The sequence below is a fragment of the Arthrobacter sp. UYEF36 genome (genome assembly GCF_040547025.1).
Lineage (GTDB): Bacteria > Actinomycetota > Actinomycetes > Actinomycetales > Micrococcaceae > Arthrobacter.
Map to the genome: position 1 here is coordinate 241,950 of NZ_JBEPOX010000001.1, position 26,003 is coordinate 267,952.

General features: G+C 63.6%; 33 protein-coding genes. 21 read left to right on the forward strand and 12 right to left on the reverse strand.

From position 1 onward, the window contains the following. The first annotated feature begins 225 nt into the window (after window positions 1–225). The 12 genes from rplN (at window position 226) to map (ending at window position 7,383) form a co-directional block, all read left to right on the forward strand. The gene (rplN, locus tag ABIB29_RS01185; RefSeq protein ID WP_003803789.1) at window positions 226–594 is read left to right on the forward strand and encodes a 50S ribosomal protein L14; all 369 of its coding nucleotides are present in this window, start codon (window positions 226–228) and stop codon (window positions 592–594) included. A gap of 3 nt (window positions 595–597) precedes the next feature. Then, entirely contained in the window at window positions 598–957 is a 360-nt protein-coding gene (gene rplX / locus ABIB29_RS01190) for a 50S ribosomal protein L24 (RefSeq protein ID WP_056425237.1), read from the forward strand. Continuing rightward, a complete protein-coding gene (rplE, locus tag ABIB29_RS01195; protein WP_056425240.1) occupies window positions 957–1,538 on the forward strand; it encodes a 50S ribosomal protein L5 in 582 nt (193 codons plus the stop codon). The genes rplX and rplE overlap by 1 nt, the downstream gene beginning before the upstream one ends. 90 nt (window positions 1,539–1,628) lie before the next feature. Further along, window positions 1,629–2,027 (forward strand): 30S ribosomal protein S8, encoded by a 399-nt coding sequence (rpsH, locus tag ABIB29_RS01200; protein WP_056425243.1) that lies wholly within the window; start codon window positions 1,629–1,631, stop codon window positions 2,025–2,027. Window positions 2,028–2,045: 18 nt separating this feature from the next. Continuing rightward, the gene (rplF, locus tag ABIB29_RS01205; RefSeq protein ID WP_301226749.1) at window positions 2,046–2,582 is read left to right on the forward strand and encodes a 50S ribosomal protein L6; all 537 of its coding nucleotides are present in this window, start codon (window positions 2,046–2,048) and stop codon (window positions 2,580–2,582) included. 2 nt (window positions 2,583–2,584) lie between these two features. After that, complete coding sequence (gene rplR / locus ABIB29_RS01210; protein WP_091251989.1) at window positions 2,585–2,968, forward strand: 50S ribosomal protein L18; 384 nt, start codon at window positions 2,585–2,587, stop codon at window positions 2,966–2,968. Window positions 2,969–2,994: 26 nt separating this feature from the next. After that, a complete protein-coding gene (gene rpsE / locus ABIB29_RS01215; RefSeq protein ID WP_354169341.1) occupies window positions 2,995–3,675 on the forward strand; it encodes a 30S ribosomal protein S5 in 681 nt (226 codons plus the stop codon). 1 nt (window position 3,676) lies between these two features. Continuing rightward, the gene (rpmD, locus tag ABIB29_RS01220) at window positions 3,677–3,883 is read left to right on the forward strand and encodes a 50S ribosomal protein L30 (RefSeq protein WP_354169343.1); all 207 of its coding nucleotides are present in this window, start codon (window positions 3,677–3,679) and stop codon (window positions 3,881–3,883) included. Continuing rightward, window positions 3,884–4,378, forward strand: coding sequence for a 50S ribosomal protein L15 (gene rplO / locus ABIB29_RS01225; RefSeq protein WP_354169345.1), 495 nt, complete (start codon window positions 3,884–3,886; stop codon window positions 4,376–4,378). It abuts the gene before it with no gap. 186 nt (window positions 4,379–4,564) lie between these two features. Next, window positions 4,565–5,875 (forward strand): preprotein translocase subunit SecY, encoded by a 1,311-nt coding sequence (gene secY, locus ABIB29_RS01230; RefSeq protein WP_354169346.1) that lies wholly within the window; start codon window positions 4,565–4,567, stop codon window positions 5,873–5,875. Between the two features lie 5 nt (window positions 5,876–5,880). After that, window positions 5,881–6,450, forward strand: coding sequence for an adenylate kinase (locus ABIB29_RS01235; protein WP_354170252.1), 570 nt, complete (start codon window positions 5,881–5,883; stop codon window positions 6,448–6,450). 105 nt (window positions 6,451–6,555) lie between these two features. Continuing rightward, window positions 6,556–7,383, forward strand: a complete 828-nt coding sequence (gene map / locus ABIB29_RS01240) for a type I methionyl aminopeptidase (protein ID WP_354169348.1) — start codon at window positions 6,556–6,558, stop codon at window positions 7,381–7,383. A gap of 387 nt (window positions 7,384–7,770) precedes the next feature. Here the strand turns inward: map and ABIB29_RS01245 are convergent, their stop codons facing one another. The 3 genes from ABIB29_RS01245 to ABIB29_RS01255 form a co-directional block, all read right to left on the reverse strand. Next, window positions 7,771–9,117, reverse strand: coding sequence for an ABC transporter substrate-binding protein (locus ABIB29_RS01245; protein ID WP_354169349.1), 1,347 nt, complete (start codon window positions 9,115–9,117; stop codon window positions 7,771–7,773). 106 nt (window positions 9,118–9,223) lie between these two features. Beyond that, window positions 9,224–10,156, reverse strand: coding sequence for a carbohydrate ABC transporter permease (locus ABIB29_RS01250; RefSeq protein ID WP_502915529.1), 933 nt, complete (start codon window positions 10,154–10,156; stop codon window positions 9,224–9,226). Beyond that, complete coding sequence (locus ABIB29_RS01255; protein WP_354169351.1) at window positions 10,153–11,103, reverse strand: carbohydrate ABC transporter permease; 951 nt, start codon at window positions 11,101–11,103, stop codon at window positions 10,153–10,155. The genes ABIB29_RS01250 and ABIB29_RS01255 overlap by 4 nt, the downstream gene beginning before the upstream one ends. Window positions 11,104–11,370: 267 nt before the next feature. Between ABIB29_RS01255 and ABIB29_RS01260 the strand changes: the two genes are divergently transcribed. The 8 genes from ABIB29_RS01260 (at window position 11,371) to ABIB29_RS01295 (ending at window position 16,683) form a co-directional block, all read left to right on the forward strand. Next, window positions 11,371–12,387: a P1 family peptidase gene (locus ABIB29_RS01260; RefSeq protein WP_354169353.1), complete on the forward strand. Its 1,017-nt coding sequence runs from the start codon at window positions 11,371–11,373 to the stop codon at window positions 12,385–12,387. A 177-nt stretch (window positions 12,388–12,564) separates the two neighbouring features. Next, window positions 12,565–12,786, forward strand: coding sequence for a translation initiation factor IF-1 (gene infA / locus ABIB29_RS01265; RefSeq protein ID WP_009358723.1), 222 nt, complete (start codon window positions 12,565–12,567; stop codon window positions 12,784–12,786). Window positions 12,787–12,854: 68 nt separating this feature from the next. Beyond that, entirely contained in the window at window positions 12,855–12,968 is a 114-nt protein-coding gene (gene rpmJ, locus ABIB29_RS01270) for a 50S ribosomal protein L36 (RefSeq protein WP_009358722.1), read from the forward strand. A 175-nt stretch (window positions 12,969–13,143) separates the two neighbouring features. Further along, a complete protein-coding gene (gene rpsM / locus ABIB29_RS01275) occupies window positions 13,144–13,518 on the forward strand; it encodes a 30S ribosomal protein S13 (protein ID WP_024366110.1) in 375 nt (124 codons plus the stop codon). A 41-nt stretch (window positions 13,519–13,559) separates the two neighbouring features. Then, window positions 13,560–13,961 carry a 30S ribosomal protein S11 gene (gene rpsK / locus ABIB29_RS01280; protein WP_018773682.1) on the forward strand — a complete coding sequence of 134 codons (402 nt, stop codon included), beginning with the start codon at window positions 13,560–13,562 and terminating at the stop codon, window positions 13,959–13,961. A 131-nt stretch (window positions 13,962–14,092) separates the two neighbouring features. Continuing rightward, the gene (locus tag ABIB29_RS01285) at window positions 14,093–15,103 is read left to right on the forward strand and encodes a DNA-directed RNA polymerase subunit alpha (RefSeq protein WP_024366109.1); all 1,011 of its coding nucleotides are present in this window, start codon (window positions 14,093–14,095) and stop codon (window positions 15,101–15,103) included. A 76-nt stretch (window positions 15,104–15,179) separates the two neighbouring features. Next, complete coding sequence (rplQ, locus tag ABIB29_RS01290) at window positions 15,180–15,761, forward strand: 50S ribosomal protein L17 (protein WP_354169354.1); 582 nt, start codon at window positions 15,180–15,182, stop codon at window positions 15,759–15,761. A gap of 31 nt (window positions 15,762–15,792) precedes the next feature. Continuing rightward, window positions 15,793–16,683, forward strand: coding sequence for a tRNA pseudouridine synthase A (locus ABIB29_RS01295; protein ID WP_354169356.1), 891 nt, complete (start codon window positions 15,793–15,795; stop codon window positions 16,681–16,683). Window positions 16,684–16,728: 45 nt separating this feature from the next. Here the strand turns inward: ABIB29_RS01295 and ABIB29_RS01300 are convergent, their stop codons facing one another. Beyond that, a complete protein-coding gene (locus ABIB29_RS01300) occupies window positions 16,729–17,598 on the reverse strand; it encodes a sensor histidine kinase (RefSeq protein ID WP_354169358.1) in 870 nt (289 codons plus the stop codon). 213 nt (window positions 17,599–17,811) lie between these two features. Between ABIB29_RS01300 and ABIB29_RS01305 the strand changes: the two genes are divergently transcribed. Continuing rightward, window positions 17,812–18,582, forward strand: coding sequence for a response regulator transcription factor (locus ABIB29_RS01305; RefSeq protein WP_354169359.1), 771 nt, complete (start codon window positions 17,812–17,814; stop codon window positions 18,580–18,582). Here the strand turns inward: ABIB29_RS01305 and ABIB29_RS01310 are convergent. From ABIB29_RS01310 to ABIB29_RS01345, 8 genes are all read right to left on the reverse strand, one after another. Then, window positions 18,579–18,935 (reverse strand): Hpt domain-containing protein, encoded by a 357-nt coding sequence (locus ABIB29_RS01310; RefSeq protein ID WP_354169361.1) that lies wholly within the window; start codon window positions 18,933–18,935, stop codon window positions 18,579–18,581. The two genes, ABIB29_RS01305 and ABIB29_RS01310, sit on opposite strands and share 4 nt — an antisense overlap. 243 nt (window positions 18,936–19,178) lie before the next feature. Further along, complete coding sequence (locus ABIB29_RS01315; RefSeq protein WP_354169363.1) at window positions 19,179–20,066, reverse strand: type II secretion system F family protein; 888 nt, start codon at window positions 20,064–20,066, stop codon at window positions 19,179–19,181. A 7-nt stretch (window positions 20,067–20,073) separates the two neighbouring features. Beyond that, window positions 20,074–21,006: a type II secretion system F family protein gene (locus ABIB29_RS01320; protein WP_354169365.1), complete on the reverse strand. Its 933-nt coding sequence runs from the start codon at window positions 21,004–21,006 to the stop codon at window positions 20,074–20,076. Window positions 21,007–21,011: 5 nt separating this feature from the next. Then, the gene (locus ABIB29_RS01325; protein WP_354169366.1) at window positions 21,012–22,541 is read right to left on the reverse strand and encodes a TadA family conjugal transfer-associated ATPase; all 1,530 of its coding nucleotides are present in this window, start codon (window positions 22,539–22,541) and stop codon (window positions 21,012–21,014) included. Further along, on the reverse strand, window positions 22,542–23,735 hold the full coding sequence (locus tag ABIB29_RS01330; RefSeq protein WP_354169368.1) for a CpaE/TadZ family protein: 1,194 nt from the start codon (window positions 23,733–23,735) through the stop codon (window positions 22,542–22,544). Beyond that, window positions 23,732–24,499 carry a Flp pilus assembly protein CpaB gene (cpaB, locus tag ABIB29_RS01335; protein WP_354169369.1) on the reverse strand — a complete coding sequence of 256 codons (768 nt, stop codon included), beginning with the start codon at window positions 24,497–24,499 and terminating at the stop codon, window positions 23,732–23,734. Before cpaB ends, ABIB29_RS01330 begins: the two co-directional genes overlap by 4 nt. A gap of 42 nt (window positions 24,500–24,541) precedes the next feature. Next, complete coding sequence (locus ABIB29_RS01340) at window positions 24,542–25,555, reverse strand: pilus assembly protein TadG-related protein (protein ID WP_354169371.1); 1,014 nt, start codon at window positions 25,553–25,555, stop codon at window positions 24,542–24,544. Next, the gene (locus ABIB29_RS01345; RefSeq protein ID WP_354169373.1) at window positions 25,552–25,953 is read right to left on the reverse strand and encodes a TadE family protein; all 402 of its coding nucleotides are present in this window, start codon (window positions 25,951–25,953) and stop codon (window positions 25,552–25,554) included. Before ABIB29_RS01345 ends, ABIB29_RS01340 begins: the two co-directional genes overlap by 4 nt. Between the last annotated feature and the right edge of the window lie 50 nt (window positions 25,954–26,003).

Consider the following 26,003-nt stretch of genomic DNA (forward strand, 5'->3'; position numbering starts at 1 on the left):
GTGCGCCGTCATCAACCTCGTAAACAATCGTGCCACGGCATAGTGCCCCCTAGCGCACCGATTCGTCGGAATCCGTTTGGGAAGCAAATGTTTTTGGCACGGGAGTTTAGGCCTGGTCTGGCAAAATCCAGGCAGGTCAAGAGACACCCCGATCAACCGTTCCGCAAGGCTCATTCCGTAGGAAGATTTTCGGTCTGAGAACCAGCGCGACGCAAGGAGTAAATAGTGATTCAGCAGGAGTCGCGACTCAAGGTCGCCGACAACACGGGTGCTAAGGAAATCCTTACCATTCGCGTTCTCGGTGGATCTGGCCGTCGCTACGCAGGCATTGGCGACGTAATCGTCGCTACCGTCAAGGACGCAATTCCGGGCGGCAACGTAAAGAAGGGCGACGTCGTCAAGGCTGTCATCGTCCGTACCAAGAAGGAACGCCGCCGTGCGGATGGTTCCTATATCAAGTTTGACGAGAACGCAGCTGTGATCTTGAAGAATGACGGTGACCCCCGCGGTACCCGTATCTTCGGACCGGTTGGTCGTGAACTTCGCGATAAGAAGTTCATGAAGATCGTTTCTCTGGCTCCGGAGGTGCTTTAGTCCATGGCTAAGATCAAAAAGGGTGACCTCGTTCAGGTCATCACTGGCGCCAAGGCTGAGCGCGGCGGCGACAAGGGCAAGCAGGGCAAGGTTCTGCGCGTATTCCCCGAGACCAACCGCGTGTTGGTCGAAGGCATTAACCGCGTAACCAAGCACACCAAGGTCGGTCAGTCGCAGCGCGGCACCAAGACCGGTGGCATCGAAGTCGTCGAGGCTACGATCCACATCTCCAACGTGGCTCTGGTTGACCCGTCCACCAAGAAGCCCACCCGCGTCGGTTTCCGCACCGAGACCGTTGAGCGCGATGGCGTGAAGCGCGAAGTGCGTGTCCGCGTGGCCAAGAGCTCAGGGAAGGACATCTAATGACTGAGACTCTCGAGACTCCGGCAAGCAAGATCGTTCCTCGTCTGAAGACCAAGTACGCGGATTCCATCAAGAGCTCGCTCGTTGAGGAATTCAAGTACGAGAACGTCAACCAGGTTCCCCGCCTGGTGAAGGTCGTTGTGAACATGGGTGTTGGAGATGCCGCCAAGGACTCCAAGCTGATCGACGGCGCTGTCCGCGATCTGACCCTGATCACCGGCCAGAAGCCGCAGGTAACCAAGGCCCGCAAGTCGATCGCACAGTTCAAGCTGCGCGAAGGCATGCCGATCGGTGCACACGCAACTCTGCGTGGGGACCGCATGTGGGAATTCCTGGACCGTCTGGTCACGCTGGCTCTGCCGCGTATCCGCGACTTCCGGGGCCTCAGCGGCAAGCAGTTCGACGGCAACGGCAACTACACCTTCGGTCTGACCGAGCAGGTTATGTTCCACGAGATCGACCAGGATTCCATCGACCGCGTTCGCGGCATGGACATCACCGTCGTGACCACTGCCAAGACCGACGACGAAGGCCGCGCGCTGCTCAAGGCGCTTGGCTTCCCGTTCAAGACCGAAGATTAATCTAGCTACGTAAAAGGTCCGTTACGTGCTGGTTCCCCCTGGGGATGACTGCACGGCGGAAACCGTTATGAGGAAGGGCAAGAGCCCACCATGACAATGACAGATCCCGTCGCAGACATGCTTACGCGTCTGCGCAACGCAAACTCGGCATACCACGACTCCGTGTCTATGCCGTACAGCAAGCTCAAGGCACGCGTTGCCGACATCCTGAAGGCCGAAGGTTACATCGCCTCCTGGAAAGAAGAAGACGCTGAGGTCGGCAAGAAGCTGACCCTCGAGCTCAAGTTCGGTCCGAACCGCGAGCGTTCAATCGCTGGCGTTCGTCGTATTTCCAAGCCGGGACTGCGCGTTTACGCAAAGTCCACCAACCTGCCGCACGTGCTCGGTGGCCTGGGTGTCGCAATCCTGTCCACCTCTTCCGGCCTCTTGACTGACAAGCAGGCCGGCAAGAAGGGCGTGGGCGGCGAAGTCCTCGCTTACGTCTGGTAACGGGAAAGGAAGAGAATAATGTCACGTATTGGACGTCTCCCCATCACCGTTCCTGCCGGCGTTGAGGTCAAGGTTGACGGCTCTGTCGTCAACGTCAAGGGTTCCAAAGGCGAGCTGAGCCACACTGTGCCCAGCCCGATCGAGGTTTCCCTGGAAGATGGCACCCTGACTGTCGCCCGCCCGAACGACGAGCGCGCCTCACGTTCGCTGCACGGCCTGACCCGCACCCTGATCGCCAACATGATCCAGGGTGTCACCGCAGGCTACGAGAAGAAGCTTGAAATCGTCGGTACCGGTTACCGCGTTCAGGCAAAGGGTTCTGACCTGGAGTTCGCTCTGGGCTACAGCCACCCGGTTAGCGTCTCGGCACCGAACGGCATCACCTTTGCAGTAGAGACCCCGACCAAGCTCTCTGTTTCAGGTATCTCCAAGCAGCAGGTCGGCGAGGTTGCTGCCAACATTCGCAAGCTGCGGAAGCCGGACCCCTACAAGGGCAAGGGCATCCGTTACGCAGGCGAAGTCATCCGCCGCAAGGTCGGAAAGGCTGGTAAGTAACCATGGCGATCGCAATTAACAAGAAGCGTACGAACAAGAGCAAGTCTGCCCAGCGCAGCCGCCGCCAGCTTCGTATCCGCAAGCGCATCTCCGGAACGGCTGTACGTCCTCGTCTGGTCGTCAACCGTTCCGCACGCCACGTATTCGTCCAGGTTGTCGATGACACCAAGGGCCTGACCGTAGCGAGCGCCTCCACTTTGGAAGCCGACCTTCGTGCATTCGACGGTGACAAGACTGCCAAGGCCAAGCGCGTTGGCGAGCTCGTCGCCGAGCGTGCCAAGGCTGCCGGAATCGAAGCTGTTGTCTTCGACCGCGGTGGTAACAAGTACCACGGCCGGATCGCCGCCGTCGCTGACGGCGCACGTGAAGGTGGGCTGTCACTGTGACCGAAAATAACGAAAAGGACATTCAGGTGACTGAAGCTGTAGCTGCTCCGGCAACTGAGACCGCTGCGCCTGCTACCACCGACGGCGCCCGTGGTGGCGCTCGTCGTGGCGAGCGTGGCGACCGCGGCCAGGGCCGTGGCGATCGTGGTGGCCGTGGTGGCCGCGACGGTGGCCGCGAAGCCGAAAAGAGCCAGTTCGTAGAGCGCGTCGTAACCATCAACCGTGTTTCCAAGGTCGTCAAGGGTGGTCGTCGCTTTAGCTTCACCGCCCTCGTCGTCGTCGGTGACGGCAACGGTATGGTCGGCGTTGGCTACGGCAAGGCTAAGGAAGTTCCTGCCGCAATCGCGAAGGGCGTTGAAGAAGCCAAGAAGTCCTTCTTCCGCGTTCCCCGCATCGGCAGCACCATCCCGCACCGCGTTCAGGGTGAAGCCGCCGCAGGCGTCGTAATGCTGCGTCCGGCATCCGCCGGTACCGGTGTTATCGCCGGCGGTCCGGTCCGTGCAGTACTGGAGTGCGTGGGCATCCACGACATCCTCTCCAAGTCGCTCGGTTCCTCCAACGCCATCAACATCGTGCACGCGACCGTTGACGCGCTGAAGCGCCTCGAAGAGCCGGCAGCAGTGGCAGCGCGCCGCGGCCTCCCGCTCGACGAGATCGCTCCGCCGGCAATGGTGAAGGCGCTCCTGAACCAGAAGGCAGGTGTCTGAGTTGGCTAAGAACGTGCTTGTCTCCGGCGCAAAGTTGGAGATCACTCAGATCAAGTCCGCCATTGGCGGCAAGCAGAACCAGCGCGACACGCTGCGGTCCCTCGGCCTGAAGCGGATCGGACACACCGTTGTCCGCACCGCCGACGCCGTGACCGTGGGAATGGTCAACACGGTTCCGCACCTGATAAAGGTAGAGGAGGCGAAGTAAATGGCAGAGAAGAACACCGCCGAAAAGGCACAGAGCGCCGCTGCTGAGAAGCAGAACGCACTGAAGGTTCACCACCTGCGTCCCGCCCCGGGTGCCAAGACCGCCAAGACCCGTGTTGGTCGTGGTGAAGGTTCCAAGGGTAAGACCGCCGGTCGCGGTACCAAGGGTACGAAGGCCCGCTACCAGATCAAGGCTGGCTTTGCCGGCGGCCAGCTGCCGCTGCACATGCGTCTGCCGAAGCTGCGCGGCTTCAAGAACCCGTTCCGGGTTGAGTACCAGGTTGTAAACCTGGACAAGCTCAACGAGCTGTTCCCGGAAGGTGGCGCAGTCACCGTGGAGAACCTGGTCGAAAAGGGTGCCGTTCGCAAGAACCAGCCCGTCAAGGTGCTTGGCACCGGCGACATCACCGTCAAGGTTGACGTCACCGTCCACGCATTCTCGGCCAGCGCCGCAGAAAAGATTGCTGCAGCAGGCGGAAGCACCACCGCCCTCTAACGAGGCGGCGGGGCAGTTGCCCGTTGTGGAAACTCCCGGTACCCGGGGCTCAGGCCCTGAGGTGCCGGGAGTTTTTCTTTTTTCCCGGCCCTGCGATTGTCCGCTGGGCGCGTCCACCCGTTAGACTCGGTTGTTGGGTTTATTTGACCTATCTCACACGACTTTACTTATTACTCAGGAGGACGCTTGCTTAGCGCATTTGGCCGGGCCTTTCGCACGCCTGATCTGCGACGCAAGTTGTTGTTCACGCTGGGAATCATCACAATCTTCCGCTTGGGTGCCTTCATCCCCTCGCCTGGTGTGAACTACCAGAATGTCCAGCAATGCTTGCAGAACGGTCAGACCACGGGCGGCATCTACCAGCTCGTCAACCTGTTCAGCGGTGGTGCATTGCTCCAGGTGTCTGTCTTCGCCCTGGGCATCATGCCGTACATCACGGCCAGCATCATCGTCCAGCTGCTCCGGGTGGTCATTCCCCGCTTCCAGCAGCTGTACGAGGAAGGCGCCGCGGGCCAGTCGAAGCTGACGCAGTACACGCGTTACCTGACGATCGCCCTGGGCCTCCTCAACGCCACGACTTTGGTGTCGCTCGCACGCTCCGGCCAGCTGCTGCCGAACTGCCAGCTGCCGATCATCCCGGACGACAGCGTCATCACCACGATCCTCATCATCATCACCTTGACGGCCGGCACCGGCCTCATCATGTGGATGGGTGAACTCGTGACCGAAAAGGGTGTCGGCAACGGCATGTCGCTGCTGATCTTCACCTCGATCGTTTCCAGCTTCCCCGGCTCGCTCGGTGCCATCTGGACCTCGCAGGGCCCGGGCACCTTCTTCATGGTCCTGGTCATCGGCCTGCTGACCGTGGCCGCCGTCGTCTTCGTGGAGCAGTCCCAGCGCCGCATTCCGGTGCAGTACGCCAAGCGGATGATCGGCCGGCGGACCGTGGGCGGCACCAGCACGTACATCCCGATCAAGGTGAACATGGCCGGCGTCGTGCCCGTCATCTTTGCTTCCTCGATGCTGTACCTGCCGGGCCTGATCTCGCAGTTCAACCAGCCGGCACCCGGAGAGCCGCTTGCACCCTGGGTGGAGTGGATCAACAACAACCTGGTCCGCGGTGACCAGCCGATCTACATGGTGCTCTACTTCGCCATGATTGTGTTCTTCACTTACTTCTATGTTGCGATCACTTTCAACCCTGAAGAAGTATCTGAGAACATGAAGAAGTACGGCGGCTTCATTCCGGGTATCCGTGCCGGCAAGCCGACCGCAGACTACCTGCAGTATGTGCTGGCCAGGATCACCCTCCCCGGTGCTATTTACCTGGCGTTTGTGGCACTTATCCCGCTGGTCGCACTGGTCCTGATCAATGCCAACCAGAACTTCCCGTTCGGTGGCACCTCGATCCTGATCATGGTCGGCGTAGGTTTGGAGACCGTCAAGCAGATTGATGCGCAGCTACAGCAGCGTCACTACGAAGGGCTTTTGCGATGACGAGAATGTTGATTATCGGACCTCCCGGTTCCGGCAAGGGAACGCAGGCGGAACGCATTTCGGAGCGCCTCGGCGTGATTGCGATCTCCACGGGGGACATCTTCCGCGCCAACGTCAAGGGTGAGACGCCGCTGGGCATCGAAGCCAAGAAGTACATGGACGCGGGCGACTTTGTCCCGGACAGCGTGACCAACAAGATGGTCCGGGACCGGCTCGGCGAGGACGACGTGGAGAACGGCTTCCTGCTGGACGGCTACCCGCGCACCACCGCGCAGGTGGACTACCTCGACGGGATCCTGGCCGACGGCGACCAGAAGCTCGACGTCGTCCTGCAGCTCACGGCCGACGACGAGGAACTCGTCACCCGCCTGCTGGGCCGCGCCAAGGAAACCGGACGCACTGACGACAACGAAGCCGTCATCCGGCACCGCCTGGACCTCTACCACGAGCAGACTGAGGCCGTTGTCGCTAAGTATGCCGACCGCGGCATCCTGACCCGCGTCGATGGCATCGGCGGCATCGACGAGGTCACCGACCGCGTGATGCAGGCCATCAAAGAGGCCCAGACGGCCTAAACGGCCATGAACCTCGAGGCCCCTCCCGGATGATCGGGAGGGGCCTCAGCCATTTGGCCGGCGGCCTTCCCGCGCCGGCACAGCCCCATTGAAAGGAAGTTGCGGATGGCATTCGGCCAGCCACGCATCGAATACAAGACCAACGCCCAGATGCGCTCCATGCACGAGGCCGGGCTCGTCCTCAGCCGGGCGCTCGACGCCGCCGTTGCGGCTGCCGTGCCGGGGAAGACCACCAAAGACCTCGACGCCGTGTTCGCTGCGGTGCTCAAGGACGCCGGTGCGACCTCGAACTTCCTGGGCTACCACGGCTTCCCCGCCACAATCTGCACCTCGGTCAATGAAGAGGTCGTACACGGCATCCCCGGCGACCGCGTCCTGCAGGACGGGGACATCCTCTCGATCGACGGCGGCGCGATCCTGGGCGGCTGGCATTCGGACTCCGCCCGCACCGTGATCGTGGGTACCGCGGACCCGGAGGACCAGCGGCTCTCCGATGTCACCGAGGCCGCGATGTGGCACGGGATTGCCGCGCTGGCGACCGGGAAGTTCATCGGCGACATCGGCAACGCCGTGGACGACTACGTCTCCTCGGTCCCCGGAAAGGCCCTGGGCATCCTCGAGGACTATGTGGGCCACGGGATCGGCTCCGAGATGCACATGGCCCCGGACGTACCGAACTACCGCACCAACCACCGCGGGCCGAAAATCCGTCCGGGGTTGTGCCTGGCCATCGAACCGATGCTGGTGCGCGGCGGCATCGAAACCGCCGTGCTGGAGGACGACTGGACCGTGGTGACCACCGACGGCAAGCGCTCCTGCCAGTGGGAGCACTCCGTCGCGGTCCACGAGAAGGGCATCTGGGTGCTCTCCGCACCTGACGGGGGAGCCTCGAAACTGGCACCGCTCGGCGTCGTGCCAGTCCCCATCCCCTAATCTCCGCACTCGGCGACGCGCACGCGACGCACCTCCGACGCGCTTTGGCGCCGGCGACGCAAACAATCCCTGACGACGCCGGAATACGGCAGCGTCAGGGATTTAGCGCGTCGGGGGAGGATTGGAGCAGCGAGAGTGTCCTCTCCGGCGTCGTACGAGTCCAGGGGCGCTAAGTGAGGGCACACAGCGACGCGCATCGTCGCCAGCGAGGCGCTCCATCGCCGGCCAGGCGCGCAACCGCCGTCGCGGCGCTTCACCGCGTCAGCGCCGGCGACGCGCTTTGGCGCCGGCGACGCGGAGGATGGTCTGAGACACGAGAAATCCCTGGCGACGCCGGAATACGGCAGCGCCAGGGATTCGTCGTAGCGGCAGAGACCGTGCGCGTCGTCAGCTCTTGAGCTTGGGCTTCACGTCCTTGGTGTAGATGCCTTCCAGGGTGGCCTTGAGGGCTGTCATGGTGGCTTGGACATCGCCCTGCTGGGTGAGGATCGCCGCGGCGGACTTGGCCATCTCCTGGTCCGCGCCCGGCAGGAACACGCGGGCGTTGTCCTGGACGCGGGTCACGGCGAGCTGGTCCATGGCGGTCTTGATCTGCGGGGTGGCGGCGAGCACCGCGGTCATGTCGGCCGAGGTGCGGGTGGGCATGTAGCCGGTGGCCGCGGAGAACTGCGCCGTGCTCTCCGGTTCCGTCATGAACTTCAGGAAGGTGGCAGCCGCGAGCTGCACCTCCTTGCTGACGCCGCTGGGGATGCCCAGGCCCGCGCCGCCGGTGGGGCACACCGGGCTTTCGCTCTTCGGGCCGCCCGGCAGGTAGCCCACGCCGACGTTGAACTGCGCGGACTTCAGCACACCCAGGAGGGAACCCGTCGAGGAAATCGTTGACGAGGTGATCCCCGCGGCAAAATCGTCGGCCGCTTCCTTGGACGAGACCCCGGCCCACTTGTCCTTGAAAATGGAATCCTGGGCCCACTGCAGGGCGGCGACCGACTCTGCGGAATCACAGTTGAAGGTCCACTCGTTGGACCAGCTGCCGCCCCAGCCCCACAGGTTGTTCTGCAGGGTCCAGCCTGCGTAGCCGGCCAGTGCCGGGTAGATGTACGCGTACTGGGCGCCGGAGCTGGCCTTCAGCTTGGGCGCCCACTCGGCAAATTCCTGCCACGTCTTCGGGGCGCGGTCCGGCAGACCGGCGGCCTTGAAGTGGTCCTTGTTGTAGTAGAACAGCGGGGTGGAACGGCCGTAGGGGAGCGCCCACTGCTTGTCCTCGTACTGGTAATCCGCGATCAGGGACTTCTGGAAGTCGTCCACCTTGACGTCCAGCTGCTTGATCAGGCTGTCGAGAGCGATGATGTTGCCGTTGGAGTAATACCGGAACCACCAGACATCCGAGAGCACCACAAGGCCCGGAAGGCCGGACTTGGCGGCCTGCGAGGTCTGGAACTTCTGGGCGATTTCCTCATAGTTCGCCCCGGCGGTGACCAGGTTGACCTTGATCTCCGGGAACTTGGCGTGGAACTGCTCGATGATGGCCTTCTCCACGTCCTGGGACTTTCCCGGGTGGTTGGACCAGAAATCGATCGAGGCGGCGGGCTTGACCCCGCTGAAATCGATATCGGCGGCCGCGGTCGCAGCCGCGGGCGCTCCGGTGGACGGGCCTCCGCAGGCCGACAGTGCGGCGGCGCCGGCGCCGGCACCTGCCAGTCCCAGGAAGTGCCGGCGGTCAAGATTCAATGCCATGGTGGATCCTCTCGATGATGCTGACTCGTTGAATGACTGAATTAGGTGGAATTACTGCGTTGGAGTCGGATTGGCCGGGTCGGACGGCGGGTTTTCGGAGGCAACGTCAGCCCGTGACGCTGCCCTGGGTGAGGCCGGCCACGATGTACCGCTGCAGGGCCGCGAAAACCAGCAGAATGGGTACGATCACCAGCACGGCACCGGCCATCAGGATGCCCCAGCCCGAGCCGTTGCCCTCGGAGTTCTGCAGCAGCGTCAGGCCAACCGGCAGCGTCATCGTCTCCGGGCGGTCCGTGATGATCAGCGGCCAGATGTAATCGTTCCACTCGCTCACGACGACGACGAGCGCAACGGTCGCGATCGACGGTCCGGAGACCGGCGCCACGATCTGCCAGAGACGGCGCCAGTGGCCGGCGCCGTCGATCTCCGCCGATTCCAGGATGGAGGCGGGCAGCGTCATGAAGTGCTGGCGCAGCAGGAACGTGCCGAACGCCGTGCCAAGGCCCGGGAGGATGATGCCCCACAGGGTGTTCTTGCCGCCCATCCCTGCGATCAGGATGTAGTTGGGCAGGATGGACACCTGCGGGGGGACCATCAGGGCCACCAGGATCAGCACGAAGATGACGTTCTTGTACGGGAACCGGACAAACACCAGCGCGTAGGCGGTCAGGATGGCCAGGAGCACCTTGATGGTGGCGCCCACGCCCGTGACAATCAGGCTGTTGATAAAGAACTGGGAGAACGGCACCGTTGTCATGGCGATGTTGTAGTTCTCGAGGTTCACGCTTTCCGGCAGGATCTTCAGGTCCATGGTGATGATCTCGCCGGGCAGCTTGAAGGAACTCAGCACCATCCACAGCAGCGGCAGGAACACCACCAGGGTGGTGAGGATCAGCGGAACGTAGCCGCCGGCGATGGTCTGGGTGAGATTGGCCCGGGAGAAGGGCCGGTGACGCTGCAGGGGAATCTCGGGATCTGCGCCGGCGGCGGGTCCGGCATTGGCGGCGGGGTCAGGACTGACGGGAGAGAGCAGGCTCACGAGTAGTGCACCTTCCGTTCGACGAACCGCAGCTGCAGCACGGTGATGATGAGCAGGATGGCGAACAGGATCACCGAGATGGCCGCGGAGTAGCCGGCCCGGTTGAACGCCCCGAAGGCCTGAAGGTAGGCCTCGTAGATCAGGGTGCTGGTGCCGTTGCCCAGCGGGGTCATGATCCGGATCAGGTCAAAAGCCTGCAGGGAGCTGAGCATCGTGGTGATGAGCAGGAAAAATGTGGTGGGGGACAGCAGCGGCAAGGCCATGCTCACGAAGCGCTTGAAGCCGTTGGCCCCGTCGAGCGAGGCGGCCTCCATAACGTCCTGCGGGAGCGACTGCAGCCCGGCGAGGTAGACGACGGCGCAGTAGCCCAGGTTTTTCCAGACGTAGACGATGATGACCATCACTAGGGACAACTGGGGATCATTGATCCACTGCGGACTCTGCTGGCCGATGCCGCGCAACAGCCAGGCGAGCACCCCGTAGCCGGGATCGAAAATGAACAGCCAGACGAGGCCGACGCCGACGCCGCTGAGCACGTAGGGGGCGAAGACGGCTGAGCGCGCGAATGTTGTGCCGCGGATCTTAGAGTTCAGTGCCAGGGCCACCAGCAGCCCCAGGATCATGGACCCGCCCACCGTGACGAGGGTGAAAATGGCGGTGGTGCCGAGGACCTTGGTGGCGTCCGAACTCGTGAAGAACGTGACGTAGTTGTCGAAACCCACCACTGTGGCCGAGGCAGAGCCCAGCGTCCAGTCCAGGGTGGAGTAGTAGATGTTGTTGAAGAGCGGCAGGTAGGTGAACACCGCAATCAGGAGCAGGTTGGGAAGAGCCAAGGCCAGGAAGACGAAGAAGTCCCGGCGGGTTCTCGCGGACCAGCGGGCACGCGGCGCCGGAGCAGGTTTTGCCTCGACGGCGGCGCGGGGCCGGTCGGTCAATTGTCGCGTCATTCAGGTCTCTAACGGGTCCGTGCCTGCTGGGGCAGACGGGTGGGCGGGGATACCTTGCTATCACTTCACCACATGGTTGGTGGGCAGAACCCCGCACAAGACACCAGTAGAGCTTTGTTGTCCAAGGCTTCGTTGCCCGTTAACGCTGTGTTGCATGCAGTATTACATAACGCCCGTTTGGACTACAGGCATCCGGGCGCGTTTCTTCAAGACGATGGAAGACCGGGCGGGGCTTTGGCCGTTTAACCAGGGGAGCACAATAGAGCCATGACTGCGATTACTGATGTGCCGGGCCTGAGGGTGGGCCACGCCGGCAGGACGGGTGAGGGCTGGCTGAGCGGGGTGACGGTGGTGCTGCCGCCAGCCGGGACGGTGGGCTCCGTCGATGTCCGGGGCGGCGGCCCCGGGACCCATGAGACCGACGCTCTTGACCCCACGACGCTGACCCGGACCGTCGACGCCGTCGTGCTCACCGGCGGAAGCGCCTTCGGCCTCGCCGCGGCCCACGGCGCGCAGCGCTGGTGCGAGGAGAACGGCCGGGGCTTCGCTGTGACCGGCGGCGTGGTCCCGATCGTCCCGGCCGCCGCCATCTTCGACCTCGGCCGCGGCGGGGACTTCGCCGCCCGCCCGGACGCGGCCATGGGCTACGCGGCCACCGCCGACGCCGCCGCCCGCAAGATCACGCACGACGTCGAACGCGGCAACGTAGGCGCCGGCACCGGCGCCGCAATCGGCCGGGGACAGTTCAAAGGCGGAGTAGGTACAGCCTCCATCGCCCTCGACAACGGCGTAGTCGTCGGAGCACTCGCGGTAGTCAATGCGCTGGGGTTACCGTTTGACACATCGCCGCAACAGCCGGAAACCGGCAGCGTGCGTCTAAGCGAGGAACGAGCGAGCACGCCGAGGGTTGCGGCTGTTGAGGCGAAAGCCGGGAACGGCGGCATTGGCTCGGTAGAGCAACCGCCGCTCAACACCACCCTTGTCGTCGTCGCCACGAACGCGATCCTGGACAAGGCTGAATGCAAACGCACGGCCTCGGCCGCCCACGCCGGGCTGGCCCGTGCGCTGAACCCCAGCCACACCCTCGCGGACGGAGACACTGTCTTTTGCCTCGCCACCGGGGCGCTCCCACTGGACCGCAGCAGCGACGCCGCCAGGCAGGGGAGCCTCATCACCCTGCAAAGCGCGGCAGCCGACGTCGTGCGGCTGGCCATCCTTGACGGGATCGCCAGTGCGGTGGCTGTGAGCACGCCGGCGGGCGAATTTGGTGCATACGGACGCTGAGTACGCTACGATTGCTGGATTTAACATTCGGGCCGTAATGGCGTAGTGTTGTCTGTTGGTTGTCTGCCCTGTTGTGCCCTTTTGGGGCCGGGAGGCATCAGCCAATCAATCAAAAACGTCCGCGGTGATTTCCGGTGCAAGCCGAAGGGCTGCGGCAAACAACAGTTAGCGGAGGGTATGGCCAAGAAGGACGGGGTCATTGAGATCGAGGGCGTTGTGACTGAGGCGCTGCCTAACGCGATGTTTCGCGTTGAGCTCACCAACAAGCACATCGTTCTGGCACACATCTCTGGAAAGATGCGCCAGCACTACATCAGGATTCTCCCTGAGGACCGGGTAGTGGTGGAGCTGAGCCCGTACGACCTGACACGTGGTCGTATCGTCTACCGCTACAAGTAAACACTGGGCGGCCAGAGCAACAGCCGAAGGCCGGTCCAGCTGACCACTGCAACACGCAAAGGAACGCCATGAAGGTCAAGCCGAGCGTCAAGCAGATCTGCGAAAAGTGCAAAGTGATCCGCCGTAATGGCCGGGTCATGGTGATCTGCGAGAACCCGCGCCACAAGCAGCGCCAGGGCTAATTTCCCGCTTCGGGAAATCCTGGGTTGCTAACCCACGCAAGTAAATAAAAGGCAGCACAAGCTGATCTGGGACATATGGGCCCGTACAGCTAACCCCCGGTCGGAGGCTGGGGCCGCACAGAATGTGCGGGTGTACTGCCTACGACCTCCGGTTTATTCAAGGAGCACTGCCTCTATGGCTCGTCTCGCTGGCGTAGACATTCCCCGCGAAAAGCGGTTGGAAATTGCGCTTACTTACATCTACGGCGTGGGCAAGACCCGTGCACACGAAACCCTGGCTGCCACCGGCATCAGCGCGGACGTTCGGGTCAAGGACCTGTCCGACGCCGAGCTCGTCCAGCTGCGTGATTACATTGAAGGCAACTACAAGGTTGAGGGTGACCTTCGCCGCGAAGTAGCAGCAGATATCCGCCGCAAGGTTGAAATCGGCAGCTACGAAGGTATTCGCCACCGCAAGGGCCTGCCAGTGCGCGGACAGCGCACGAAGACGAACGCACGTACCCGCAAGGGTCCGAAGCGCACCGTCGCAGGCAAGAAGAAGACCCGCTAAACCGCTCGTCTTCCCCCCGATAACTTTCTGTAGGAGAAATAATGCCCCCGAAGACTCGTGGCGCGGTTCGCAAGCCGCGTAAGAAGGACAAGAAGAATATCGCGCTGGGCCAGGCGCACATCAAGAGCACCTTTAACAACACCATCGTGTCCATCACGGACCCGAACGGTGCTGTCATCTCCTGGGCTTCGTCCGGTGAGGTGGGCTTCAAGGGCTCACGTAAGTCCACCCCGTTCGCAGCCCAGATGGCCGCCGAAGCCGCCGCAAAGCGTGCACAGGAGCACGGTATGCGCAAGGTTGACGTATTCGTCAAGGGCCCGGGTTCGGGACGCGAAACGGCTATCCGTTCACTGCAGGCCGCTGGCCTCGAGGTTGGATCCATCCAGGATGTAACCCCCAGCGCCCACAACGGCTGCCGTCCGCCGAAGCGCCGCCGCGTCTAAGGCTTTCCACGCACCGGTGCTTGCCCGGACCTTCACAGGTCCGGGCAAGCCCAGCCGCGTTAAGTCTCAGACCGATCTTTCCACCACCTGTGTTGCGTCATATAGCGGATGCTCGCCGAAAGGAAACCTAAGTGCTCATTGCACAGCGCCCCACCCTCTCCGAAGAGGTCGTCTCAGACAACCGCTCCCGTTTCATTATTGAACCGCTGGAGCCCGGTTTCGGTTACACCCTCGGAAACTCCCTCCGCCGTACCCTGCTCTCCTCCATCCCCGGTGCCTCTGTCACGAGCATCCGGATCGATGGCGTGCTGCACGAGTTCACCACGGTTCCGGGTGTCAAGGAAGATGTCACTGAGATCATCCTGAACATCAAGAACCTGTCGGTTTCCTCCGAGCACGACGAGCCGGTTGTTGCTTACCTGCGCAAGCAGGGCCCGGGAGTCGTCACCGCCGCGGACATCGCTCCGCCGGCCGGCGTCGAATTCCACAACCCGGATCTGCACATTGCCACGCTGAACTCGAAGGGCAAGTTCGAGCTCGAACTGACCATCGAGCGCGGCCGCGGCTACGTTTCGGCAGCTCAGAACAAGTCCGGCGACTCCGAGATCGGCCGTATTCCGGTCGACTCGATCTACTCGCCGGTCCTGAAGGTTACTTTCCGCGTGGAAGCTACCCGTGTTGAGCAGCGCACTGACTTCGACAAGCTCATTGTCGACGTCGAGACCAAGCAGGCCATCGCCCCGCGCGATGCGGTTGCTTCGGCAGGTACCACCCTGGTGGAACTGTTCGGTCTGGCCCGCGAGCTGAACACCGCAGCTGAAGGTATCGAGATTGGCCCGTCGCCGACGGATGCTGCCCTGGCAGCAGACATGGCCCTGCCGATCGAGGATCTGGACCTCACCGTCCGTTCCTACAACTGCCTCAAGCGTGAGGGCATCCACACCGTGGGTGAACTCGTGGCGCGCTCCGAGGCCGACCTCATGGACATCCGTAACTTCGGTGCGAAGTCCATCGATGAGGTCAAGGCAAAGCTGGTTGAACTGGGCCTGTCCCTCAAGGACTCGCCTCCCGGTTTTGACCTCGCAGCACGCGCCGCAGCAATTGAAGAGGACGACGCCGCTTTCAGCGACGACGAGCTCTAACAAACAGATCTTGGCCCGCCGGCTGATGCACCACGGTGTGCGCAGCCCAACGGCTTCCATATGAGGAGAAACTATTATGCCTACCCCCGCTAAGGGTCCGCGCCTCGGAGGCGGAGCGGCTCACGAGCGTCTTATGCTCGCGAACCTGTCCGCCGCACTGTTCGAGCACAAGCGGATCACCACCACGGTGACCAAGGCCAAGCGACTGAAGCCGTACGCTGAGCGCCTGGTGACTTTCGCCAAGCGTGGCGACCTGGCTTCCCGCCGTCGTGTACTCGGCTTGATCAGCGACAAGGGCATCGTCCACGAGCTGTTCACCGACATTGCACAGGCAGTGGAGAACCGCAACGGTGGCTACACCCGCATCACCAAGATCGGCAACCGCAAGGGCGACAACGCTCCCATGGCTGTCATCGAACTGGTTCTCGAGCCGGTTTCCGCCAAGCAGGCAGTTGTAGCCGAGGCTACCTCCGCCGCCCAGCGCGATGCTGAGAAGAAGGACGCCGACAAGGCAGAAGCTGCACCGGTTGCTGAGACCGAAGCCGCTGAAACCGAAGAGGCTCCCGCCGCTGAAGCAGCTGAGACTGAAGCAGCAGCAACCGAAGAGGCTCCGGCCGCTGAGGAAGCCCCCGCTAAGTCCGAGAAGGACGCGAAGTAATTCGCTGATTTTTTCGCATAGACTTAAGTCTATGAACGACCAGAAACCCGCTGCCCCCGTTAGAGGGGGCGGCGGGTTTCTGCGTATCCGGCTTGATCTTGCGTACGACGGCGGACCCTTCAGCGGGTGGGCCGTCCAGCCCGGACGCCGTACGGTCCAGGGCACGCTGGAAGAGGCCCTGGCGATGCTCATCCGCCGCCCGGTCCGCGTGACCGTGGCCGGACGCACCGACGCCGGCGTGCACGCCCGCGGGCAGGTGGTCCACGTGGACCTCAGCGAGACGGAATGGATGGGCCTGAACCGCGGCGTGGAGCTGGACCCGGCCGTCGCGCTGCTCCGCCGCCTCCGCGGCGCCCTCAGCCGCGGGCTCGGGGACCTCACCGGCTCCATCGAAGTCCACAAAGTCACCTTGGCCCCCGTGGGATTCGACGCCCGCTTCTCCGCGCTCTGGCGCCGCTACAGCTACCGGATCGCGGATGGCCCTCTCCTCTGGGACCCGCTGGGCCGCACCTCGACGCTGTGGCACCGGGAAGAGCTCGACGTCGGGCTGCTGAACGAAGGCGCCTCCCAACTGCTGGGCCTCCAGGATTTCAGGTCCTACTGCAAACCGAGGGAAGGCGCCACGACCATCCGGGAACTTCAGCGTTTCGAGTTCGCCCGCGGCGCCGACGGCGTCCTGGTGGCCACGGTCCAGGCCGATGCGTTCTGCCACAACATGGTGCGCTCGCTCGTGGGATCCGCGCTGTTTGTGGGGGCCGGCATCGAGGAGCCGGGCTGGCTGCACGAACGGCTGCTTGCCCGGCAGCGGGACGCCAAGTCCATCCTGGCCGCCCCGCATCCGCTGGTGCTGGAAGAGGTGGCCTATCCCTCGGCCAGCGGGCTGCTGGCCCGGGCCGAACTGACCCGCGCTCTGCGCCAGTAACGCCGCCCGCGTCCGCCGCACCCGGTTTGTCCGCTTCCGCCAGGCCTAGAAGGCCGGCGGATCCGCCTGGGTGGGGAGCTCCACCGTGAAGGTGCTCCCACAGCCAGGACGCGTGCTGCACGAAATGGAGCCGCCGTGCCGTTCGATAATAGCCTTGGTGATGGACAGGCCCAGCCCCGCGCCGGGAATCGGGCCCTCGCGGACCGCGGGGCTGCGGAAGAAGCGGGTGAAGACCCGTTCGGCGTCGGCGGCTGTCATGCCCATTCCGTCGTCCTTCACCTGCAGCAGTACCCGGCCTGCCTCGTTCGTGGCGGAGACATGGACAGTGCCGCCGTCGGGGGAATACTTGATGGCGTTGGAGACGAGGTTGTCCAGGGCCTGGCCGATCCGCAGCGGATCCACGTCGGCCCAGAGCGGAGCCGGAAGGTCCATGGAGAGCGAGACCCGGGATGCCTGGGCGTGGGCCTGCGCCGAGCCGAGGCTGGCTTCGACCAGGCTGGCCAGATCGGTCCGGCGCGGGTGGACGTGCACGGCTGAGTCGGCGGACATCATCAGGTCCGAGACCAGTGCCAGCAACCGTTCGGCGTTCCGCTGCGCGATTTCGATCCGGCGCACGGTGGCAGGGGAGAGCTCGGCAGATTCGCCGAGGACCAGGTCGAGGTTGCCGATGATCGAGGTCAACGGGGTGCGGAACTCGTGCGAGACAGTGGAAACAAGGCTGTCCTTGGCCTTCAGGGCCTCGGCCAGCCCAATGATCTCCTCGTTGAGCAGCTTTTCGCGATCGGAAATGCCCGCGAGCAGGGCATGGAACTCCGCTTCCCGGGATCCGGTCAGGCGGAGGAGTGCCAGCTGCGCACGCCGCGGAAGTCCCGCGAAGAATCCGTCCGGGTTACCGGCCAGTTGCTGTTTGCCCAATGAAGCCGCGCCCCTTTCTCGCTGCTTCAATTTAACAGCATTCGTCACGCTAGCTTGACATACGATGAATATTTGTGGCCCGGCTGTGCCTAAACAGTAATAACTGCGATAGCGTGGGTATTCTGACAATACTGGCGCACCACGAGTGCACTGCAGTAACGACGCGGCCTCTATGGGGGGTGGATGCCGCAGGATCAGACATAGAGGGGGACCATGACTGACTTGGGAGTCGCAGTCGTCGTTGAGGACGACGAGGACGTACGTCATCTCGTTGAAGCCGTGCTGAGCCAGGCGGGATTTGACGTCCACGGCGCAGCCAGCGGGCGCGAGGGGGTCGAGGTGGTTCGGAGCCAGAAAGCCAGCGTTGTCACCCTGGACATTGGCCTGAACGATATTGACGGCTTTGAAGTCCTGCGCCGGATCCGACAGTTCAGCGACGCCTATGTGGTGATGCTGACCGCACGGGCGGACGAGCTGGACACGCTGACCGCGCTGCATACCGGCGCCGACGATTTTATGACCAAACCGTTCCGCCCGCGTGAGCTCCGGGCCCGGGTCGCTGCGATGATGCGCCGGCCCCGCCTCGAGTTCGCCGAGGGCACGTCCCCGGCGCCGGGAGCCGCGCCGTCGGCGGGTCTGGTCCTGCCGCAGGATTCCGTGTTTCGGCACAACGGCCTGGTGCTGAACCCGCACACCCGTTCGGTCACCCTCGACGGGACCCCCACCAGCCTGACCCGCAGCGAGTTCGATCTGCTGCACGCCCTGCTGAAAGCGGCCGGTGCCGTCCGGACCAAGATCGATCTGGTCCGGGTGGTGCGGGGCGAGTACTACGGTGCGGATGCGTACATCAGTGAATCCGACGAGCGCGCCGTCGAGGTCCACATCGGCAACCTCCGGCGCAAACTGCGGGAGGATCCGCTGCAGCCCCGCTGGCTACAGACGGTCCGTGGCGTGGGGTACAGGCTCGCGCCGGCCGTGGACTAGCTTTCCTCGAGGTAGCCGACCTGCAGTTCGTCCACTGTCTCGTTGCCGCTTTCGGCAACTTCGTGCAGGAGCAGCCGCGCGAGGCCGGCGTCGCGGACCCGGATGGCGTCCTCAAGCTCCCCGGCGAGCTCGGCCAGGCGGACCCCGCCCACCATCGCCGAGGATGTCTTCAGGCTGAGCACGGCATCCAGCGCCGCGGCGTCGTCCCCGCTGTCGAGGGAGGTCGCGAGGGACTGGTAGCGCCGGTCCCACATCCTGGTATATTCCCGCGCGAATCCCTTGGCCACGGCCGGGCTGTCCAGCTGTGACCCGAGCTCCTGGAGGGCGGTGGGGTCCACAAGCGGGGGCGTCATCTCGGGCGCAGACTCCTTGGCCTCCGCCGGAGCCAGTCCGGCACCGCAGGGGCAGGGGTCGGCGGAAAAGGCATTGTTTACGTCGCCGTCGTCTGGAGCTCCTTGAAAGGACATGTGACCACGCTACTGCCTGCCCCCGCCGCTGCCCTAGACTCCGGGCGATCCTGCGCAAACCCTTGCGCTATCCCGATGGCTTCCTGAGGGTTCGCTCTGCGCGGCCGATCTTCCGGGTATGCAGGGGCGCTACTGGCCGCTGAAAGTCTCGATCGTGTTGATGACGGCGGGACCCAGGATGGCGATGAAGAGCACCGGAAAGATGAAGAAGAGGAGCGGAAACAGGATCATCACCGGAAGCTTCATGGCCTTCTCTTCGGCGCGCTGCCGCCGCTTGACGCGCATCACCTTGGCCTGGACGCGCAGGACCCGGCTGATGGCGATACCGTAGGTGTCCGCCTGCACCACGGCCTGGACGAAGCTCCGGAGTTCGGGGATGTTGGTGCGTTCGGCCAGGGCGAGGTAGGACTCGCGGCGGCTGCGTCCCACCTGCATGTCCTGCAGGGTGCGGACCAGCTCCTCGGCCAGCGGGCCTTTGCCGTTCTCGCCGGCGCGGGCCATGGCCCCTTCAAAGCCGAGCCCGGCCTCGACGGAGATCAGCATCTGGTCCAGGGTGTTGGCGAGCTCCAGCTGCATGGCCTTCTGCCGCTCCTGCCCCTTGCTGTAGAGCATCAGATCGGGGATGAAGTAGCCCAGGACCACGACAAAGATCCCGACCAGCTTAATGATCGGCGTGGATCCGATCGAACTGAGGAAGAGTCCGAGCAATACGCCCATCAAACCCAGCGCAGGTTTGGCAGCAAGCAGCCGGCCCAGCGGCAGGTTGGCCGGGCGGCCGGCGAGGGACAGCAGATGATCGAGTTTGAGCACGTAGGCGGCCGGCGTGAGGCGGTACCCGATCTTCTCGATGAAGCCTGTACCGGTCTTCTTTTCCTCGTCCTCCGCACGGTGGTTTCCCCGGGCCAGGATTTCCCGGGCCGCTGTCTGGCCTTTCGTATCGGCGGACAGCAAGGTCCACGTCAGGTAGCCGAGCGGCAGGCAGATCAGGAGGAGAGCGAGGCCAATCAAGGGATCCATGGCCGGCTCAGAACTTCAGGTCGATGATTTTGCGCATCCAGAGACCGCCGATGGTCATCAGGATGACGGAGGCCACGGACATGATTCCCCCAAGCAACGTGGTGAACATCTTGTCCATGTACCCGGGGCTGACAACCATCAGCATGGCCACGATGCCGATCGGCAGGGCCATCAGGATGTAGGCGGAGAACTTGCCCTCGGCAGCCAGGGACTTGATGTGGCCCTTGATCTCGCTGCGTTCGCGGATGGTTTCGTTGACCTGGTCCATCACCTCGGCCAGGTTGCCGCCGACTTCGCGGTTAATCTGGATGGCCTGGGAGATCCACACGAAGTCCTCGTTCTTCATCCGCTCGGCCGTGTCGTTGAGCGAGGCCAGCAGGTCCCTCCCCAGGCTCGTTTCCGAGATCACCCGGCGCATCTCCTCGGAGGTGGGGGCCTGGGATTCGTTGGCGGCGGCATCGATGGCGCGAAGGATGCTGTGCCCGGCGCGGAGGCTGCCGGAGAGCAGCTGCAGAGTATCGCCCAACTGCTGATCGAACTTGGCACGCCTTTTGCCGGACAGGAACCCCAGGACCAGCTGTCCCACGAACGGGGCCGCCAGCACCAGGAGTATCGCCAACAAGGGACCGGCCACCACAAGACCCACCAGCCCGCCCACGAAGGCGCCGATGAGGACCAGGAACAGGAAGTCGGCCTGGCTCAGGCGCAGGCCGGCGTTCTCGAGGGTTTCCCGGTTGAAGAACCGGACGTTCCGCTTAGCCAGGAAGCCGTCAATCGCGTCGACGGCGGAACCCGCAAAGCGGGTGAGCTGCGAGTCCGATTCGGTCCGGAAGGGCCGACGGCGGTCCAGCGGCACTGTTGGGGTGCGGGGGATGAGCACCGTCGCCCCGGCCAGGGCGGCAGACGCGACCACAAGGGCAACTGCAATGATCAGGATCATGGACGTCAGTGCTTTCCGCTCGGGGCCACCGGCGCCCCAAAGACGCCGGCCGACACGTGGATGCCCAAATCTTCAAAGCGGTCGATGAACCGCGGGCGGATCCCGGTGGGGACCGGGGTTCCCAAGAAACGTCCGTGCTGGTCAACGCCGGCGGAATAGTCGAAGACGAAGGCGTCCTGGAGGGTGACGATGTCCCCCTCCATGCCCTGGACCTCCGTGACATGCGTGATGCGTCGGGTGCCGTCCCGGAGCCGGGAAATCTGGATGATCAGGTTGACGGCGGAGGCGATCTGCTCGCGGATGGCCCGCAGCGGAAGATCCATTCCGGCCATGAGCACCAGTGTTTCCAGGCGGGCGACGGCGTCGCGCGGCGAGTTTGAGTGCACCGTGGAGAGCGAGCCGTCGTGGCCGGTATTCATGGCCTGGAGCATGTCCAGCGATTCGCCGCCGCGGACCTCGCCGACGACGATGCGGTCCGGACGCATACGCAGGGAGTTGCGCAGCAGTTCGCGGATGGTGACCTCGCCCTTGCCCTCCGTGTTCGGCGGCCGGCTTTCCAGCCGCACCACGTGGGCCTGCTGGATCTGCAGCTCGACGGCGTCCTCGATGGTCACGATGCGCTCGTTGGCGGGAAGGAACGAGGACAGCACGTTCAGCAGAGTGGTCTTGCCCGTACCGGTACCGCCGGAGACGATGATGTTCAGCTTGGCCTTCACACAGGCGTTGAGCAGCTCGGCCATCTCCGGGGTAAGCGTGCCGTAGTCGATGAGGTTACGGACCGTCAGCGGGACCTTGCTGAACTTACGGATGGTCAGCGAGGAGCCGCCGACGGCCAGCGGGGGGATCACGGCGTTGACGCGGGAGCCGTCTTCCAGCCGCGCGTCCACCAAGGGCGAGGACTCGTCGATGCGGCGGCCCACCTTGGATACGATGCGCTCAATAACCTTGCGCAGGTGGTCCTCGGAGCTGAACCTGGATTCGGTGAGCGTCAGCTGGCCCTTGCGTTCCACGTAGATCTGGTCCATCCGGTTCACCATGATTTCGGTGACATCCGGATCGTCCAGGAGCCGCTGCAGCGGACCGTACCCCAGCACGTCATCGGCCACGTCACGGACCAGACGGGATCGTTCGTCTGTTGTCAGCGGGACTTGTTCCGCATCGATGATGCGGATGAGTTCCTCCCGGGCAGAGCTGCGCAGCTCACCTTCCGTAATGGCTGAGTCGTTGAAGCGGGCGCCCATCTTTTCGAACAGCGCCGTCGCGGCGCGCTCCTTGATCGCGGCGAACGCGTCCACGGGCTGGTGTGACTTGGGGTTGAAGCTGTCGGGCTGAACGGCAACTCCCTGCGATTGCCCCGGCCTGACGGGTGGCGCCGGCTTTTCGCGGCGTGTCGACGGCGCAGAAGATGGGGCCGACAGGTGCGGAGCCGGGGGAGTCGCGGTGGAGGCAACGGAAGCCGTAGCCATGGTCCGGGTGGGGGCCGCAGCTGGCTGGCTCTTTTCCTGCGCCGCCTGGATGCGTTCTGAAAGTTTCACCTAGACCACAACCCGCCGGTGGATCTTGCGCGGGGTTTTTGCGCGCCCGGCCGGGCTGAAGCGCTCCACGAGCCGGTTGAGGCCCTTGACAGCAGGGTCTTTTCGGGCCTCCTGAAGGACAGGAATGCCGCGGTTGGTGGAGAACGCGACAGCGCGGGAGCGCGGGACGCTGACATCCACAGGGGCGCCAAGGGTGGATTCGACGTCCTGGACGGAGAGTCCGCACTTGGGGTCGGCCATGTTGAGCACCACGTGCCTGCCTTCCGGCATGATGTCCAGCTGGCGGAGGATATCGAGACCGGAGCGGAGGCCGCGGACACTGGGGATGTCCATGGCGCTCACCCAGACCACATCGGTGCAGGCCTCCATGGCGGCCAGTCCGATTTCGGGCAGCCCGGGAGCGGTATCCACCACCACGTACTGGAACTCTTCCGCCAATTGCTCCAGCAGGCGGGTGACCTGCTCGGGGGTGATGAAATCGGCCTCAACCGGGCTGACCGGCGCGCACAGGGCGTAGATGCTGGCCGGGTGGACGGTGAGAAACGCCTTCAGGACCAGGGTGTCCTGGCTGGCTGCCGGGGAGACGGCATCCGTGACGGTGTGCACCGGGTTGAGGTAGAGCCCGGAGGCGACATCGCCGAACTGCAGGTCCAGATCCACAATCACCACGCTCATGGGCGCGATCTTGCCCAGGCCCACGGCCACATTGGTGGCAATGGTGGTCTTGCCGACGCCGCCTTTCGGAGAGAAAACCCCGATCACGGTGCCCTTGCCGCTGTCCGCCTGTTGGGAGGGCTCCGTCCGGTGGCGGTTGGCGAAGGACTGGCATGCCCGCTCCAGAAGGACCCGCATCTGATCCGGATCTGCCGAGGGGCTGAGGATGTCCCGGACGCCGGCCCGCATGGCCTGCAGGATGAACTCCGGATCAGGCTCGCTGACCAGAAGAACCGTGAGGTCCGGGGCCTGGACGTCAAGCACCATGGCGAGGCGCAGCGCCTCATCGACCGGCACGTCGGGACCCAACACAAGAACTTCGGGTCGCTCCTGATTCAGCTGCGCGAACAGGTCGTAGGGGCCGGCGGGCAAAACGTTTGTCAGGAAGGTTTGCACACCGCCCTGCAGCCCGCCCGCAACCGCCTGCCGCAGACGGGTGTCGAAGTCCGCGTTCGGTGTGATCAGAACGAAGCGGCTCACTTGTAGACCTCGCTCCGTTGGATGATCCGCGGGCCGCCGTCGGTGGCGTCGAGGGGTTCCTTACTCAGCCACATCTTGCCGTACTCGGCGGCGAAGATAATCTTGGCGGCGTCCAAGTCACTGACCGCAACGGTGAGCATGAGTGAGCCGACCGGCAGGGTTGTGTCGCGAGGATCTGCGGTGGCACTCGCCGTAGGCGTGGGTTGGGCCGCGGGGGCAGTCTCCGGGGCGCGCTGCACCGCAGTCACCAGCGCCTTGCGAACGGTCAGCTTGGTGGTTTCCTTGTCTGCCTTGTCCGCCAGGCCACCGTTATCCATCGAGACGAAAACGCCCACGTGATCGCCAGGAGCCAAGCGTCCGCCGACGACACGATCCGGCTCCAGCTGGAAGGAGACCTCCTGCAGGCCTGCCGGGATCTCCACTGACCCCAGGCTCTTGAGATTCTCGGGTTCGACCAGGCGTTCTGCCACAAGCTGCTCGCCGGGAATGAGGTCCACGGAGGCAACCTTGCCCTTGGAATCATCGAGCGACTTGAGCGAGGAGGCGGTAACAGCTGCTGCGGGCAGCTGTTCGGTCGCCAGGGAAGCGCTCATGGCTTCCACCGGTGTTCCTGCGGGGATCGCGGTCTTCACAACCAGGACGCTGACCGGCTCAAGGTTCTTGACAGCTCGCTGGTCGGCGCCCTGCGCGTAGGACATCACAAGCATGGCCCCCACGATGGCGAGGACTACTGCCGCCGCCCCTGCCACTAACCGAGACTTCACGAACTGCTCCTGAGGGGTATTGAAACGCTGAATTTCATGGATCTAGCTGGTCAATTCGACGACAGTGGCGCCATAGGGGCTGACCGGGCCGAGCTTGTAGCCGTCGGACAAAGAGACATAGTTGACGAATGTCCCGATGATGCCGCGGCAACTGCTTGTGCAGTCCAAAGCTTTGTCGGACGATTTATTGTTATAGACCAGCGGCAGCTTGTCGGCGCCACTAAAGGCCCAACCCTGGACGCTAAAGGACGCGAATGCCAGCAGGTCGTAGGACGCGCCGGAGCCGGTACCGGTGACGTCCTCATAGACTGGAAGCAGAACTGTGACGGCCCGGCCCGCGGCCAATTCGCCAGCCCACTTGTTCAGGATCGCGTCGCAATTCGAGGGTCCGTCATTTCCTGTGTCGCTGCCACTTTGGTTGACGGCGAGGTTCACGAACCCACCGCACTGCCCGGTGCTCTGGACGATCCAGCCAAAGCCACCCTGCACAGTCTTGCCGGCCGGCCCCAGGGGGCAATCGGTATTGGCGTTCGCGGAGTGGTTCTGGAGTAGCTGTGTTGCGCCGCCCACCATCCCGGACACTTGGCAGATCGAAAACGCCAAGGGGAACGGTGTGGTGCCCTCAGTGGGGCTTCCCCACCGCACTGATGAACTGGCGTTTACTTCGGCGCTGGTTATACCCAGCGCTCGGGCGAAGAAGAGGGAGACTGTATTCGGAGCGCTCCCGGTTTCCTTCGCGCCTGTGGTTACGGTGACGGTGCGGGCGGATTTGTCGAGGGAGATGGACTTGACGCCGCTTTTTCCATCCAGGGCGTTCCCGTTGGCGAGGTCAGCTGCGAGGGGAGCTGCAGTCGAGCAGTTTTCGTCCGCAGCGTTCTTGGCGCACTTCTGTGCCACCATCAGTGCGGCCGAGTCGGAGCCATTCTGCAGTTGCGCCCGCTCGGAGTACAGCATTCCGACATCGACGGCGATGGCCGCGAAGCCGAGCAGGACCACCATGAGCAGGGCAACGATGACCGCGATTCCGCCGCGTTCCCTGTCTGTGGGAGCTGTCATCCGCCGCATTGCATCGTCCCTACGCCCTTCATGGCAAATGGGCCGGCGATTCCCGTCATGGTGGTGAGCGAGTAATCGATTGTCACCGTAACTTGGCGCCCTGCTGCACAAGCAGTGGGTGCCGGGGTGGTTGCAGGCGTCGTTTGATACTTGAAGACTATCTTTTCGTCCTGGAGAGCCGGAGCGAGCGCAGAGGCAGCGCTCTTAGCCGCAGATTTGGCGTCGGGCTGGACATTGCTAATGGCCATGACTCGCACGCCTTCACGTGCCGCGTTGGAGAGAGTGATTTGCGCGTTATAGGCCCGGCCAAATTCCATGATGCCGAGCAACAGCATGATTAGGATAGGGGCCAGAATCGCAAACTCAACGGCAGCCGCACCGCGCTCTGAATTATTCATGGGTTCGCTCTCCGAGAATGCCCTATCCTAGCCAGGCAACTGGGTGGCAG